Raw genomic sequence first — 14,688 nt, 5'->3', positions numbered from 1 at the left:
GTACAGACCTCCTTGAATTTGGGTATCCTGAAAACGGATTTTCGCGGTGTGCACATGACGTTCTCCGTGCGAAGCTCTATCAATGCGGAAAAAGATGCACTGATGGAACAACTGGCAGATTTGATGGCACGTTACGGCGGTGGTGCAGAGATTGAAGGAGAATATCCGGCATGGGAGTATCGCAAGGAATCCAAGCTGCGCCGTATCATGACACAGGTGTACACGGAGCAGTATGGCGAAGCCCCGAAGATTGAAGCCATTCATGCCGGTGTAGAGTGTGGATTGCTCGCTGGCAAGCTGCCGGATTTGGATGCGATTTCTTTTGGACCGGACATTGAAGAAATCCATACAACGCGCGAGCGGTTGTCCATCCCGTCGGTACAGCGCACATGGCAGTTCCTTTTAGGCGTCCTCAAGGCGTGCAAGTAAAGAAAGAACAAAAATAAAAGGGAGAGCTGTTTTGGTAGCTCTCCCTTTTGTTTTTATGCAATTATTTTTGCTTGATGCCGCGCATGGAAAGACCAATGCGTTTTCTGGTCGTGTCCACAGAGAGGACAACGGCCTTGATGACATCACCGACGCTGACAATATCGGATGGATGCTTGACGAACTGGTCAGACAGCTGAGAAATATGCACCAAGCCGTCCTCGTGCACGCCAATGTCCACAAATGCGCCGAAATCACACACGTTGCGCACGGTTCCGACAACTTCCATTCCCGGTTTCAGCTGATTGAGCGTCATGACATCTGCGCTTCGCAGCAGCGGAGCAGGCAATTCATCACGCGGATCGCGTCCCGGCTTTTGCAGCTCAGCGGCAATATCTAACAGTGTCGGTACACCGATGCCGCAGCGTTCAGCAAGCTCTTGCTTTCCTGCCTTTTTGATACGGTCGTTCAAATCGGATAACCGGCGGTCTGCAACATCCTGTTCGGTGTAGCCGCACAGAGACAACAAGGTTTTAGCTGCCGGATACGATTCCGGATGTACCGCCGTGCGGTCGAGCACTTCCTTGCTCTCTGCGACACGCAGGAAACCGGCGCACTGTTCAAACGCTTTTGGACCGAGCTTAGCAACCTTGAGCAGCTGCTTGCGCGAAGTAAAAGCACCATTTTCCTGCCGATACGCCTCGATGTTCTTGGCGATTGCCGGAGAGATACCGGCGATGTGTTCCAGCAGAGAAGGGGAGGCTGTGTTCAAATCGACACCGACTGCATTCACGCAGTCTTCGACAACGCCGTCCAATGCCTGAGACAGCCGTGCCTGCGGCATATCGTGCTGATACTGACCGATGCCAATTGCCTTCGGATCAATTTTGACCAGCTCTGCGAGCGGATCTTCCAACCGGCGGGCGATAGAGACAGCAGAACGCAGATTGACGTCAAAATCCGGGAATTCCTGTGCAGCAAGTTTGGAAGCAGAATAGACAGAAGCACCAGCCTCACTGACAACCATGTATTGAATCGGCAGACCGCTTTCTCGGATAAATTCCGTCAAAAATTGTTCGGATTCACGGCTTGCTGTGCCGTTGCCCAAGGCAATGCAGGTGACATGATTGGTTTCACACAACTGCTGCATGATTTTTTTGGCTTCAGGAATGGATTTCTTGGACATCGTTGGATAAATCACCGCAGTGTCCAGAACAGCACCGGTTTCATCGACAACTGCCAGCTTGCAGCCCATGCGATAACCGGGATCAAAACCAAGGACAACATGATGCTTGATTGGCGGCTGCATGAGCAGCGGACGCAGATTGAGCGCAAACGTAGCGATAGACTGTTCATTTGCTGTATCTGTCAATTCCTTGCGAATTTCGCGGCTGAGAGACGGAAACAGCAGACGTTTCCATGCGTCTTGTGCCATTTCTGTCAGCTGTTTTTCATACGGATGCGGCTTGCGGAATACTGAACGGCAGATGAGCTGGAGGGCAGCTTCTTCATCACAGACCACATCAACTTTCAGCAGCTTTTCGCGCTCGCCGCGGTTGAGAGCGAGCACCTGATGGCTCTGGATGCGGCGGATTGGGCAGGAAAATGCGCCGTATTTTTCATATACGGTCTTTTCTACTTCCTTGCCGGAGGAAACCAGCTCGCCGGTGTTGCGAATCAGTGCGCGCAGATGGCCACGCAGTGCCGCGTTGACCGAGCAGTCTTCAGCGAGAATATCCATAGCACCGGACAGAGCATCCTGCCATGTGTTTACCTCCTGTTCCGCTGATACAAATTCCTGTGCCAATGCTTCAATCGGCTGCTTGGTGCCGACAATCAGACGCGTTGCCAGCGGTTCCAATCCCTTGGCGCGTGCGGCAGAAGCGCGCGTTTTGCGCTTGGGACGAAATGGCAGATATAAATCCTCCACAGCAGTCAGGGTGTCTGCCTGCTCAATGGATACCTTGAGGGTATCTGTCAGCTTGCCCTGCTCAGAGATGGCGTGGATAACATCTTCTTTGCGCTTTTCTAAGCCGCGCAGATAGGTCATGCGGTCGGAAAGCTGACGAATGATCTGATCGTCCATCGAACCGTGCATTTCCTTGCGGTATCGCGCAATAAATGGGATGGTGTTGCCCTCGTCGAGCAGCGAAATGACATTTTGTACGTGTTCTGGGCGCAGGTTCAGCTCCTGCGCGAGCGTTTCAGTAATGTTCATAGGAGTCCTTTCCAATGTTAGAATACTCCGTATATTGTACCGACTATTTTTCCTCTTGGCAAGGGCAAATCATGCAGACGTGCCTGAGAGGGAAACCATTCAGTAAGTCAAAATTACGCTTCCGTCAAGGCTTGATACCGGCGCATAAGCTCTGCAACGCAGGCACTTTCACTGGAATAAGCGGCATCACCTTTCTTGATGCCGTAAGCGGATAAAACCGCTTGGTCGTTTTTCTGGTGTGCTTTGCGAAGCTCCGGCGGCATAGTGAGTTCATCATATAAATCGGCTAAACTGCTGTCGGGATATAATGCACGGGCATCCAGAATACCCTGCGCCGTCTGCTCAATTTTCGCCTTCTGTGCGTCTGTTGCATCTGGCCAAGGAAAGTTGTTGTAGACAATTGTATTAGAATAACTATAATCACTTTTCAATCTTCCGCATACGGCTCGCATCCATGACATATGAACATTTGATGTCAGAATACCAAGATAATATAGCGAAGAAGATGCTAACATGAATAATTTGTCACCGGCAATTATTTGAGGGGAGAGATACTCCATTGGGATATATTTTCGGTTTTGAGATGAAACTTTTGGGATAGCAATATAATTTGTTTTACATTCTCTGACTTCATCGAACAGTGCAGGTGTTTCAGCTTTTTTTCGAGTTGCCGCTTTGGTGCTCTTTAGGCGATAGTTTTTTACTGCCTTGATACGTTCTCTCACAAGAGGACATTTCTGGATTTCAGAAGGTTTTACACCAACCATCCAAAGGCAAAAGCGAGGCTTACGCATGATAAAATCTTTTCCCATCATATATGGTCGGATAAATTGCTTTGCCTGTGGCTCACGCTGTAATAATTCTTCAGTTTCTTCTCGTGTAAGGATTAAGTTACCACCATCGGTGGGTTGACTTCCCTTACTTATACTAGGAACATCGCATAACGGCTTACTGCGTCTGGCGATAAAAATATCAGGAGCATCAATTAAATATGCATTGATATTGTCTACAATTTCCATTCGATTTCCGGTAAACAGCATGCGCGGTTTGGTATTGACAGCATAGCTAAATCCGACAATGACGCAATGCACATGGGCTTTCAGATTGGCTTCGCTATCCCAAATAAAGGTGCGATGCGCAAAGTCAATATGGATACCGAAACGGTCATACAATGGTTTCCAAACGCCAGCGACCTGTTCGCCTTGCGTAATTGAGTTGGTAGAGACAAATGCGGTGCGAATGGCAGTATTTTGCATGAGCTGAGCCGCTTTCCAGTACCAGCCGGAGACATAATCAATATTTTTTCCAGCACCAGTAACAACAGCTATTAAGTCAGCTTTCTGTTCTTTGGTTTGATAAGTATATCCCACAAACGGTGGGTTGCCCATGATATAATTCAGTTGATTTTTCGGGACAACGGTTTCCCAATCCATGCGGAGGGCGTTTGCTTCCACAATATTGACATAGGACTTGAGCGGAAGAAAATCGATGGTGTGGCTGATAATATCCTCAGTTTCCTTGAGCATTTGACTTTCCGCAATCCAGAGAGCCGTTTTAGCGACTGTCACAGCAAAGTCATTGATTTCAATGCCGTAAAATTGCTGAATCGAGACTTTAATCGGATTGTTGATGGTATCGCCCATGACTAGCTGGTCGGACAGTAAGCGCAATGCCTGATTTTCCAAACGGCGCAGGCACAGATACGTTTCTGTTAAAAAGTTTCCGCTTCCCGCGGCGGGATCGAGAAAGGTCAGCTGAGACAGCTTGTCCCGATACGTTTCTAGTTTTTGTTTTCGCGTTTTATCTACTTGGATTTGCTGAATTTCATTCAGCTCTGCGCGTAAATCATCGAGAAATAAAGGATCAATGACTTTATGAATATTTTCGATTGAGGTGTAATGCATACCACCTTTTCGGCGGGTTTCTGGATTCAGCGTACTCTCGAATACTGCACCAAAGATCGTTGGGCTGATGTCAGACCAATCAAAATCCGCACTTGCTTTTTCTAGCAGTAATTGACGGATTTCTTCTGTAAACTGTGGGATTTCAATATCTTCTTTGGCGAATAAGCCGCCGTTGACATAGGGGAAAGCTGCAAGCTCCGGCTCTAAGTACGGGTCACGATTTTCGGGCTTAGTATCAAGCACTTGGAATAATTCAATCAAGGCTTTGCGCATATGCCGTGTGTCAAATTCCTGTAAATAATTCAGAAACATATTGCGCTGACCAAAGATTTCTGCATCTTCTGCGTATAAGCAAAATACGAGACGGACACACAGTACATTCAAACTTTTTAGACTTTCAGGATCTTCAGGGTCGTTATACTGTTGGAGAAAAGCATTATAAAGCTTACCGACGATTTCGCCAGCAGCAATAGAAACTTCCATTTCTTTTTTTACTGCCTTGCTGTTCTCGTTCACAATACATGCCAGACGGTGATATTCTTTTTCTAAATCAGCCAAACGGATAACTTCTGGCTCACCATTTGGATAGTTGGTGTCATATAAGTCGAATTCTTGGAAGTTGCAGACAATAATCCAACGTGGGCGTTCTTCATATGGTAAGTAGCCGGCATATCTTTGAGCCTGTTGGTACGGCGTGAGGGAAGAGCCGTCCGACTGGCGATAAGCATGTTTTAGTTTTATATCTTTACCTTTTTGTTCAATTAAAACTTTTGTCTGAGGAATATATCCATCAATAAAACTCTTGTGGCTCAGTTGAACAGTTTTCTCAAATTGAATGAATTCCGTCGGACGTTCTACACCAAATACATGCTGTAGCAATGCAATCCAGAATACCTGCGTATCCTGCTTTTCATCACCGCGTCCATTCCAGTCCTCAGCAAATTTGCGTGCGGCAGCACGTTGCTCCTGCGCTGTCATGTCATCATCCTTTCTAAAAGAATACTTTTATTGTACCGACTATTTTTCTTCTTGGCAAGAGACGGCTTAAAAATTCTTTCCTGTGTTCTTTCTCTGATACAAGAAATATGCTATACTAAACATATCAAACCCAGAAGGATGTGAGCACATGAATCCTGCTTATGAAAAACTGACAAAATGTTATGAGAGCCTGCGTGCGCTGACGGATTTTCAGCCGAAATTTGCTCTGGTATTGGGCACAGGCTTGGGCGCGTTTGCCGACCGCATTCGCGTGGTGCAGACCGTTAGCTATCACGCCATTGAGGGATTCCCGACCTCGACGGTAGAGGGACATAAGGGACAATATGTCTTTGGTTATGTGGATGCCGTTCCGGTAGTGATTATGCAGGGACGTGTGCATTATTATGAGGGCTATGAAATTTCCGATGTCGTGTTGCCGATTCGTTTGATGAAGCTGATGGGCGCAGAAATTCTCATGGTGACCAATGCGTCTGGCGGTGTCAATGCATCATTCCATGCGGGAGATTTGATGCTGATTCGTGACCAGATTTCTTCGTTTATTCCGTCTCCGCTGCGCGGAGCCAATATCGACAAACTGGGCGTTCGCTTTCCGGATATGACGGAAGCCTATGACAAAACGCTGTGTGAAATCATTCGCAGCACGGCAAAGAAAGAAAACATTCCGCTGCAAGAAGGCGTTTATGTTCAGCTGCCGGGACCGCAGTTTGAATCTCCGGCAGAGATTCGGATGGTTCGCACGCTGGGCGGCGATGCTGTCGGCATGAGCACGGCTTGCGAAGTGATTGCGGCGCGGCATATGGGAATGCGCGTGTGCGGTATTTCCTGCGTGTCCAATATGGCGGCTGGCATGACAGGCGGACCACTGCTGCATGAAGAAGTGCAGCAAAACGCAGATCTTGTGGCACCTCGATTTGAAAAACTGGTGTATCAGTCCATTGTGGCCATTGCAAAGAGCATATAAAAAGAGAGGCGCATCTGTCAGGGAGGACAGATGCGCCTTTGCGCAGGAGGGGGTGAACCTGCGCAAGAAAGGAGGGCATAGAACAAAAAATGTTCTGAAACAGACTTAATTTTGCGAATTTGCACGCTTGAGTTTGGAGAGCGCAATAGCGGCAGTACGAAGTTCCGTTCCAACCGTCTCTGCCTGCGCTGGCGGAATATTTTCCGTCAATTGTGCGCGGTATTTTCTCGTGAGAGAGTCTAAAGCAAAGACCATATGGGTAATCTCGTCTCGATAAAAGCTATCGTAGGTATGCGATGCAATTTTTTGCTTGGCAGAAGCAAGCGTTGTTTGTTTGGCGAGATCTTGTTTCGATGAAGTCCGGCGCTCTCTCAAATCGTTTTCCATATCAGAAAGGCATTTGAGGAGCAGATCAGATTCAGCCGGAGAAAGCGGAGTCTTAAGCTGTAACATGGAAAGCACCTCATTTCAGATAAATAATAAATAAATGGAAATCTAAATAGTAAAAATCTGCTCGTTAAAAGACGCACAACACAACTTCCATCATATGCGCGGCAGAAATAACGGATGTATAAGATACTTTAAAGGTTTTTTTCTTGTCTTGATTATAACATAGTTTTAACGGGAGTTCAACAACGTAACAATTGGGCAACAGTACAAACTTTATTTTGCACGTTTGTGCAAAATGACAAAAATTGTGTCAAAATTTCGGATAGATGAAGAAAAGAGGAGCGTTATGAAGGAAATACGGACGGTTTTTCTCGGAGACAGTATCACAGAAGGATACGGCGTTTCCTGCGGCGAGGGCTGGGTAGAGCGTCTGCACGGCGGCGAGAACATCAATCACGGTATCAGCGGAGACACAACGACCGGAATGCTGCGGCGTTTTTCGGCGCATGTCCTGCGGGAACAGCCGGATCGCGTGGTGATTATGGGCGGCGTCAATGATTTGAGTGAAGGAGGCAATCTTCAAACGGTGATACAAAATCTGCACACGATGTATACCTGCGCGGAGATGCATGGCATTGAGGTGGTTCCGGCGGTGTGCGTCATGCCGGATTATGACATGCTGCTGGAAAATGATTGGGCACCGTATTATCCAGGGATTCAAACGCTGCCGCAGAATTTGGAGCGGTTGGCGGATTGGATTCGCAGCTGTGCGCAGGAAAATGGCTGGCTCTACTTAGATTTTGCCCGTGAATTTCCAAAATATACAGTAGATGGGTATCCGCGCTATTTTTCTGATGGCATTCATCCCAATGAGCGCGGACATGCCATTCTCGCGCACATTGCGCAGCAACAGCTGTTTTTACAGAGCTAACATGGATTTTACGAAATAAATACAAAACTTTACATTGTTCGGGGAGAAAAATTTACGCAGGCTTGGTATGATACAGACAAAGAAAAAAGAGAGACAAAGGAGGAAACAAGTATGCGTAACCCGATGGAAACCTATGTTTTGTATGACGAAGACGGAAGCATGAAGCTGTCTATTCCGACTACTTTGTTTGGTGGCTATGATAGAGCACAGACCTGTGAGATGATAGAAAAAGTATCTGATTATTACAAGCAGCGCATTATGAAGCTGATGGATGATTTGGCAGAACAGCAGGAAGAAAATGATCGCTTACGTGCAAAAGCAGGATAATCCATTGTATTGCCCCTACACAAAACCAATACAATACACAAAGAAAAGTTCCAGAAATGGGACTTTTCTTTTTTATTTGGGCATACTGGGTATCAGAGAGGGGAGATACCATGGAGAAAAAACAGCGCAGTACAGGATGGCTGATAGGAATACTGGTCGGTTTGCTTTTTCTACTGTGCAGTGGTATGATTTTGCGAGGGATTTCCGGCATTGCACAGCTGTTTCGCACGTTTTTGCTGGGAATTGTCATTGCTTTTGTGCTCAATCAGCCCAGCGAGCTGATTCAAAAATTTTTGATGCGAAAAGCAAAATGGCGGGAGAAACCCGCCAAAGCAGTTGGTATTTTGGGTGCGTACTTGTTCATCCTCGCCCTGATTGCTGCGGTGGTCGGCATTGTCATTCCGCAGCTCATTGACAGTGTACGTACTTTCGCCATGCATATGGATGAGTATCTAACCAATTTACAGCAGGAATTAGATCGCATCACCATACCGCTTCGCTTACAGCGCATTGATTTGAGTAATCTTATGGAGCTGGCACATGCAGGGCTGGGAAAATTTGATGCTGCGGTGGTGCCGCGCATTTTGTCTGTGACCGGAACCATGCTGCGGGCACTGGGAACGCTTGCCATCGGCATTGCCTTTTCTGCGTATTTACTGGCGGGAAAACAGCGTATTTTATCTCAGGTGAAACGAATCTTGCGCGCTTATCTGCCGGAGCAGACCTATGAACAGGTACACAATGTGCTGCATGTCATTGTCGATTGCTTTCGCAATTATTTAATCGGTCAGACGACAGAAGCGGCGATTTTGGGCGGTCTGTGTTTTGTCGGTATGCTGCTTCTCCGATTGGAATACGCTGGCGTTGTCAGTGTCGTGGTAGGCATGACAGCGATGATTCCCATTTTAGGTGCATATATCGGTGGCATGGTCGCTGTGATTTTATTGTTTATGATCTCACCGTGGAAGGCGATGCTGTTTCTGGTGTTCTTTGTGATTTTGCAGCAGATTGAAAACAATGTGATTTATCCGCGGGTGGTCGGTGGTCGGCTGGGTCTGCCGGGTATTTGGGTACTGCTGGCCATTACCGTCGGCGGACAAATCGGCGGCGTGGTCGGAATGCTGTTTGGTGTACCGATTACCACGGTACTGTACACCTTGCTTCGCAACAGCGTGCGCAATAGGGAAAAGAAAAAAAGTTCCCGCTGAGGGAACTTTTTTTCTGCGTCAGTCTATACGGAACGGTTCGAGTACTTCGTTCATGCGCTGAATGTTCTGCACGACGCGGTCTTTTTGTCGAATGGCAATGCTGACATACAGACTGTCAATCAGAGAAAACTGCGCCACGCGCGGAGAGACAAACAGCTGATCCGGTGAATACAGCTCCAGACAAATATCGGAAGACTGCTTGAGCGGTGTGTTGGGATAACCGGTAATACCGATAGTTTTTGCGCCGTATGCTCTGGCGACATCCAGTGCAGAGACAATTTCATGAGTTTTACCGGTGTGTGAAATGCCAATCATGACGGTAGAATCATCGCACTGTCCGGCTCGAATCTGCATCAAATGAGAGTCAGTCAGCGATTCGGCGCGGATACCGATACGCATCAGACGGATATAGAAGTCTTCGGCAATCGTGCCGGAGGCACCGACACCGGCGATGAGAATGCAGGAAGCCTGACTGAGAACCGCGGCGGCGCGGTCAATCTTGTCAAAGTCCAGCAGACTTAATGCGCGCTCCAGCGTGTCAATGTTTCGTGCAAAGACGTTTTTTGTGATGGATTCTACCGTGTCATTTTCCGAAAGATCTTCAAAGATGGTATGTACTGCTTTAGAAGCGTATTTGGCAAGCAGCAGCTTCATCTCGCTGAAGCCGGAGCATCCGACCAGCTTGCAAAATCGAACAATACTCGATTCTGCGATGTCGAGTTCCCGCGCCGCCTGCTGTACACTGATTTCTGTGACATGAGCAGGGTCATCCAGCACAAAGTCGGCAATCTTCTTACTGACCTTGGAAAAGGATGAATATTGTGATTTTATCGCTGCATAAGGGTTCTTTTTCATACCGAACCTCCTGATTTTTCCTCGTTGATAGGAATATTATACCACATGTTTGGCGGTTTGTGTAGAATGCACAAAAATGAACAATATTCTTTTTACAACTTAAATTATTGAATTTTATTCGATAGAGTGTTATACTAAGTGCAGTCAAAGGGAGATGCCATTACAGAACGCTTCTGTGATTGTCCGGACGGTATCTCCGCGTACAGGAAAGGATGGAGAAACATGGGCAACTCGAAAAATCCGACGTTTGCCGGTGATAAGGAATTTGAAAAAATTCATTTGAAGGAAAAATTCTCGTATGGCCTCGGCGATGTCGCGTGTAATGTCGTTTATGCGCTGACAACGTCTCTGCTGATTTACTTCTATACCAATGTGGTTGGCATTTCAGCGGCCATGGTCGGTACCATTATGTTGGTATCCCGATTCTTTGATGGCTTCTCGGATGTCTTGATTGGACATCTCGTAGACCGAACCCATTCCAAACACGGCAAATCCAGAGCTTGGATTTTGTGGATGATGATTCCGTATGGCATTGCAGCGGTTCTGCTGTTCACGGTTCCGCCAGCTACGCCGATTGTCAAAGGCATTTATGTCTTTATTACCTATAACTTCTGCACGACTGTCGTATATACCGCATTGAATCTGCCGTATGCAACGCTGGCAACCCTGATGACCCGTGATACCGATCAGCGTGCCGTTGTCAATCTGTTCCGTACCGGCATGTCGGCTATCGGCAACATGATTATCACAGCAATTACCTTCCCGCTGGTCACTATGCTGGGCGATACCCAGCAGGCTTGGATTGAGCTTTCCATCGTCTATGCTATCGTTTCGATTGTCATGCTGATGATCTGCTTCAAGAACTGCCATGAGCGCGTTGTAGAAGAGACCAAGACCAAGGACGGCAAAAATGTACCGCTGCTCATGGGCATCAAGCTTTGCCTGACCAACAAATACTTCATTATGTTCTTCCTGCTGGCAGTATTCCTTTCCTTCTATGAAGCTGTCACGGGCACTTGCAACGCATACTATGCACAGTATATTCTGGGCAATCGTGACTTGCTCGGCGCACTGGCTTCGTTTGAATCCATTCCGCAGGTTATCACGGTATTGGTTCTTTCCCCGTTCATTGCCAAATTTGGCAAGCGCAATGTAGCACTCATCGGTGCAATTGTCGCTGTTATTGGTACGGTATCGCTGTTCCTGAATCCGAGTGCTTTGAATCTGGCACTGTTTGCCTGCGTCATGCGCGGCATCGGCAAGGGCTGCTTCCGCGGCGTCAAGTATTCTATGCTGGCTGACGTTATCGAGTATGGCGCTTGGAAGAGCGGCATTCGCGTACAGGGCTTGATGGTATCTGCAACGACTGCCGGTCAGAAGTTCGGCTCCGGTATGACCAGTGCGATCTTTGGCGCTTTGATGTCTCTCGTAGGTTTTGCCGGTACGGCAACCATCAATGCCGTACAGTCTCAGATGCTGATTGGCATTTATATCATCGGCAACATCATTGCTTGGGGCGGTATTGGCATCCTGCTTCTGTTCTACAAGCTGGATAAGATTTATCCGCGCATCATCACCGAGATGAAGCAGCGCGAAGCAGCAGAGGCCTCTGCACAAAAGGCATAAGAAATTTTATTCCCCCTCTTCAGCCGACAGAATGTGTAAGCGTTCTGCCGGCTGACTCTCTTAAGAAAGAATATTGCAAATTGTAACGTCAGAAAGGTGTGTTAAATATGGAAGCGATGTCCTATGAAACGCGAATTGCGCTCGGCAATCAGGTGCCGAATCTTGGACAATTCCGCGTCATGGAGAAAATTCCGCAGTATCAAACCTGCGAAGTACATAATTTGTTTTCGGCTCCCAAAACAGTACCGGAGACCCTCAAGCATGTGGTATTCAATATTGAACGCGGCGTAACGCTACATGAAACCATTGATTTTCTGACAATGTGTCCGGATCTCCGCGATATGGATATAATTTATGCCAATGAGCTGGATGACGGCGCGGAACGTTCCGGCAATCAGAATGTTGCCATGGAAATCGCAAAAGCCATCGGCATGAATTATGCGTATGGATTGGAATTCATTGAACTGGTCAATCCACATGATAAAAAGGGCTTTCATGGCAATGCTTTGTTTTCCCGTTGGCCGATTCGCTGGGCAAAGGCTGTGCATTTGCCGGAGCAGTACAACTGGTATTTTGATCGGCAGAAGCGCATTGGCGCGCGTGTTGGCATTGTTTGCTCGCTGGATGTCGGCGGGCGGGAAGTCGGTGCCGTGGTGGTCCATTTGGAAAACCGCACGGACAGTGAGGGACGCGCCGCACAGATGGATGCCATTTATCAGGAAATCCAGCGGTCGTTTGCGCCGGATGTACCTGTCATGATTGGCGGCGATTTGAATACAAATACTTTTGACGGCAATGATATTCCCGGATTTACCGCGCTGTTCAACGATCCAAAACGTTTGGCACAGCACATGACAACGGTTGAACAATATGAACGCGCGCTGCCGCAGGCAGAAGAACACGGATTCTCCTATCATGAATTCAGCAGCACAGAGGGTACCAGACGCAAGCCGATGCCAAACGGTGCGTGTATGCTGCTCAAGCTGGATTGGCTCATGGCTCGCGGCATGGTTTGTCAGGATCATGGCACGATTTCGACCGAACGCAAAGACTGCACATGGGCAGCTCCGGGCAGTGCACTGGCACGGTTTACTGGAAAAGAATTGTCCGATCACAATGCCTGCTGGGCAACCTGCAAATTGCTGTAAGCGGCGTCATATTCTGTGAGAAAGGAGACAAATCAGTGATGAACGATATGCTGCAATATCTGCGGGAATTTCATTTTGCGTCGGTTGTGCTGCGTCTGCTGCTGGCGATGATTATCGGCGGCTGTATTGGACTGGAACGCGGGCGAAAACGAAGACCGGCGGGGTTTCGCACATATATGCTGGTTTGTCTCGGCGCCACACTTACTGTGCTGCTCAGTCAGTATGAATTTACGATGGTACAAGGGCCTTGGCGGGAATTGGCACAGCAGATTGGCATCAAGACCGACGTGTCGCGTTTCGGCGCACAGGTCATCAACGGCATTGGTTTTTTGGGCGCCGGTACGATTTTGGTCACAGGACATCAACAGGTCACGGGACTGACAACGGCTGCCGGACTGTGGGCGTCTGCCTGCACGGGTTTGGCGGTTGGCGCAGGCTTTTATGAATGTGTGTTGGTTGCGTTTCCGCTGATCTTTTTGAGCATCCGCGTGTTCCCGATTGTCGATGTGATGATTCAGGAATTTTCCCGCGACATCAATTTGTATATTGAATTTTCTTCGATGAATCAAGTGGGAAATATCATCAATCATTTGAAAGCACAGGACGTGCAAATTTACGAAGTGGATATAGAACGCGGCAGAGAAAAGCAATCGCGCAATCCCAGCGCATTCTTTTCCGTTCGCATGAATCAGAAACAGACACACAGTCAATTGCTGTCGAATCTTGCCGGTTTGGATGGCATTTGCGTGATTGAAGAAATTTAAGGAGGCGTTTCCCATGCTATCTATGTTTGACGGTCTGCGGGAAGTCACGCTGGCCTCTGTGTTTGTTCGGTTGACGTTGGCTGTGCTGTGCGGCGGCGTGATTGGTATGGAACGTTCATATAAACGGCGTCCGGCGGGATTTCGCACCCATATTTTGATTTGCATCGGTGCAGCGATTACCACGCTGACGAGCCAATATTTGTACTTAAATATGCATTATTTTACGGATATGGCGCGTTTGGGTGCACAAGTTGTTGCAGGCATCGGCTTTATCGGTGCCGGTACGATTATTGTCACGCGCAGACAGCGGGTCAAAGGCTTGACGACAGCCGCTGGACTTTGGACGTGTGCCATTATCGGTTTGGCGTTTGGCGGCGGATTTTATGAGGGCGGTATTTTGACAACCGTGCTCATTATGGCGGCAGAACTGGTCTTTTCTAAGCTGGAATATCGTGTGCTGGATAATGTACCGGAGATCAATTTATACATGGAATACACCGGAAAGATTTGTCTGGACAATGTGTTGCAGCTGTATCGAGACAACCAGATTAAGCTGCTGAATATTCAAATTACCCGTTCTACTGGAAGCAAAAAACATAATGCCTGTGCGATTTTCTCGCTGCGCCTGCCGCATGGCTGCGGCGTCAGCCGCGTGCTCAAGACAGTAGGAGAGACAGAAGGCGTGATTTCGGTAGAAGAACTGTAACTTTGGCTTATTTCCTAAATCCTATTATTATAACTCTTCACAACAAAAGGCTCCTGGATGGGAGCCTTTTGGCATAATATTTATAATTTTTCAAACTTACTTGCGGGCTGCTTACATACCGGACAGCGGAAATCCTCCGGCAGAGTATCCGATTTGTGGACATAGCCGCAGACGGAGCAGCGATAGCCATAGTGTTCGTCCAGCGTGCGGTAAATCGGCGCGTTG

13 protein-coding genes and 1 pseudogene are annotated in these 14,688 nt (G+C 47.9%); 9 read left to right on the top strand and 5 right to left on the bottom strand.

The genetic code is table 11. The annotated features are described in order from the left end of the window. A pseudogene (locus ACR0P9_RS01880) lies at window positions 1-429 on the top strand (aminoacyl-histidine dipeptidase); the annotation flags it as partial. Window positions 430-490: 61 nt separating this feature from the next. On the opposite strand, the gene ACR0P9_RS01875 reads toward ACR0P9_RS01880, so the two are convergent. Both ACR0P9_RS01875 and ACR0P9_RS01870 read right to left on the bottom strand, forming a co-directional pair. Beyond that, window positions 491-2,644, bottom strand: a complete 2,154-nt coding sequence (locus tag ACR0P9_RS01875; RefSeq protein WP_432617153.1) for a Tex family protein — start codon at window positions 2,642-2,644, stop codon at window positions 491-493. Between the two features lie 113 nt (window positions 2,645-2,757). After that, window positions 2,758-5,526: a DNA methyltransferase gene (locus ACR0P9_RS01870; RefSeq protein WP_432617152.1), complete on the bottom strand. Its 2,769-nt coding sequence runs from the start codon at window positions 5,524-5,526 to the stop codon at window positions 2,758-2,760. A gap of 148 nt (window positions 5,527-5,674) precedes the next feature. On the opposite strand from ACR0P9_RS01870, the gene ACR0P9_RS01865 reads away from it, so the two are divergent. Beyond that, on the top strand, window positions 5,675-6,508 hold the full coding sequence (locus ACR0P9_RS01865; RefSeq protein ID WP_432617151.1) for a purine-nucleoside phosphorylase: 834 nt from the start codon (window positions 5,675-5,677) through the stop codon (window positions 6,506-6,508). A gap of 105 nt (window positions 6,509-6,613) precedes the next feature. Here the strand turns inward: ACR0P9_RS01865 and ACR0P9_RS01860 are convergent, their stop codons facing one another. After that, entirely contained in the window at window positions 6,614-6,961 is a 348-nt protein-coding gene (locus ACR0P9_RS01860) for a hypothetical protein (protein WP_432617150.1), read from the bottom strand. A gap of 283 nt (window positions 6,962-7,244) precedes the next feature. On the opposite strand from ACR0P9_RS01860, the gene ACR0P9_RS01855 reads away from it, so the two are divergent. The 3 genes from ACR0P9_RS01855 to ACR0P9_RS01845 all read left to right on the top strand — a co-directional run bounded on the left by ACR0P9_RS01855 (window position 7,245) and on the right by ACR0P9_RS01845 (window position 9,364). Continuing rightward, window positions 7,245-7,829 (top strand): GDSL-type esterase/lipase family protein, encoded by a 585-nt coding sequence (locus tag ACR0P9_RS01855; protein WP_432617149.1) that lies wholly within the window; start codon window positions 7,245-7,247, stop codon window positions 7,827-7,829. Window positions 7,830-7,940: 111 nt separating this feature from the next. Beyond that, a complete protein-coding gene (locus ACR0P9_RS01850) occupies window positions 7,941-8,156 on the top strand; it encodes a hypothetical protein (protein WP_432617148.1) in 216 nt (71 codons plus the stop codon). Between the two features lie 110 nt (window positions 8,157-8,266). Then, window positions 8,267-9,364, top strand: a complete 1,098-nt coding sequence (locus ACR0P9_RS01845; protein WP_432617147.1) for an AI-2E family transporter — start codon at window positions 8,267-8,269, stop codon at window positions 9,362-9,364. An 18-nt stretch (window positions 9,365-9,382) separates the two neighbouring features. Here ACR0P9_RS01845 and ACR0P9_RS01840 read toward each other — a convergent pair whose 3' ends face one another. After that, window positions 9,383-10,219 (bottom strand): MurR/RpiR family transcriptional regulator, encoded by an 837-nt coding sequence (locus ACR0P9_RS01840; RefSeq protein WP_432617146.1) that lies wholly within the window; start codon window positions 10,217-10,219, stop codon window positions 9,383-9,385. Between the two features lie 222 nt (window positions 10,220-10,441). Here ACR0P9_RS01840 and ACR0P9_RS01835 point away from each other — a divergent pair, with 222 nt between their 5' ends. From ACR0P9_RS01835 to ACR0P9_RS01820, 4 genes are all read left to right on the top strand, one after another. Next, on the top strand, window positions 10,442-11,845 hold the full coding sequence (locus ACR0P9_RS01835; RefSeq protein WP_432617145.1) for an MFS transporter: 1,404 nt from the start codon (window positions 10,442-10,444) through the stop codon (window positions 11,843-11,845). Window positions 11,846-11,952: 107 nt separating this feature from the next. Then, window positions 11,953-12,993, top strand: coding sequence for an endonuclease/exonuclease/phosphatase family protein (locus tag ACR0P9_RS01830; RefSeq protein WP_432617144.1), 1,041 nt, complete (start codon window positions 11,953-11,955; stop codon window positions 12,991-12,993). Between the two features lie 38 nt (window positions 12,994-13,031). After that, window positions 13,032-13,757, top strand: coding sequence for an MgtC/SapB family protein (locus ACR0P9_RS01825; RefSeq protein WP_432617143.1), 726 nt, complete (start codon window positions 13,032-13,034; stop codon window positions 13,755-13,757). 13 nt (window positions 13,758-13,770) lie between these two features. Further along, a complete protein-coding gene (locus ACR0P9_RS01820; protein ID WP_432617142.1) occupies window positions 13,771-14,463 on the top strand; it encodes an MgtC/SapB family protein in 693 nt (230 codons plus the stop codon). 80 nt (window positions 14,464-14,543) lie between these two features. Here the strand turns inward: ACR0P9_RS01820 and ACR0P9_RS01815 are convergent, their stop codons facing one another. After that, window positions 14,544-14,666, bottom strand: a complete 123-nt coding sequence (locus ACR0P9_RS01815; RefSeq protein WP_432617154.1) for a rubredoxin-like domain-containing protein — start codon at window positions 14,664-14,666, stop codon at window positions 14,544-14,546. Window positions 14,667-14,688 lie beyond the last annotated feature (22 nt).

The organism is Butyricicoccus sp., from assembly GCF_050872565.1.
In the GTDB taxonomy this organism is placed as follows: Bacteria; Bacillota; Clostridia; order Oscillospirales; family Butyricicoccaceae; genus Butyricicoccus_A.
The sequence above is the reverse complement of the archived record's forward strand: the minus strand, read 5'-3'. Positions and strand labels throughout refer to the sequence as shown.

Coding starts and splice junctions, on each gene's coding strand:
- ACR0P9_RS01875 (WP_432617153.1), bottom strand. CDS start 2,644: ATGAACATTACTGAAACGCTCGCGCAGGAGCTGAACCTGCGCCCAGAA.
- ACR0P9_RS01870 (WP_432617152.1), bottom strand. CDS start 5,526: ATGACAGCGCAGGAGCAACGTGCTGCCGCACGCAAATTTGCTGAGGAC.
- ACR0P9_RS01835 (WP_432617145.1), top strand. CDS start 10,442: ATGGGCAACTCGAAAAATCCGACGTTTGCCGGTGATAAGGAATTTGAA.
- ACR0P9_RS01820 (WP_432617142.1), top strand. CDS start 13,771: ATGCTATCTATGTTTGACGGTCTGCGGGAAGTCACGCTGGCCTCTGTG.
- ACR0P9_RS01865 (WP_432617151.1), top strand. CDS start 5,675: ATGAATCCTGCTTATGAAAAACTGACAAAATGTTATGAGAGCCTGCGT.
- ACR0P9_RS01855 (WP_432617149.1), top strand. CDS start 7,245: ATGAAGGAAATACGGACGGTTTTTCTCGGAGACAGTATCACAGAAGGA.
- ACR0P9_RS01850 (WP_432617148.1), top strand. CDS start 7,941: ATGCGTAACCCGATGGAAACCTATGTTTTGTATGACGAAGACGGAAGC.
- ACR0P9_RS01840 (WP_432617146.1), bottom strand. CDS start 10,219: ATGAAAAAGAACCCTTATGCAGCGATAAAATCACAATATTCATCCTTT.
- ACR0P9_RS01845 (WP_432617147.1), top strand. CDS start 8,267: ATGGAGAAAAAACAGCGCAGTACAGGATGGCTGATAGGAATACTGGTC.
- ACR0P9_RS01830 (WP_432617144.1), top strand. CDS start 11,953: ATGGAAGCGATGTCCTATGAAACGCGAATTGCGCTCGGCAATCAGGTG.
- ACR0P9_RS01825 (WP_432617143.1), top strand. CDS start 13,032: ATGAACGATATGCTGCAATATCTGCGGGAATTTCATTTTGCGTCGGTT.
- ACR0P9_RS01860 (WP_432617150.1), bottom strand. CDS start 6,961: ATGTTACAGCTTAAGACTCCGCTTTCTCCGGCTGAATCTGATCTGCTC.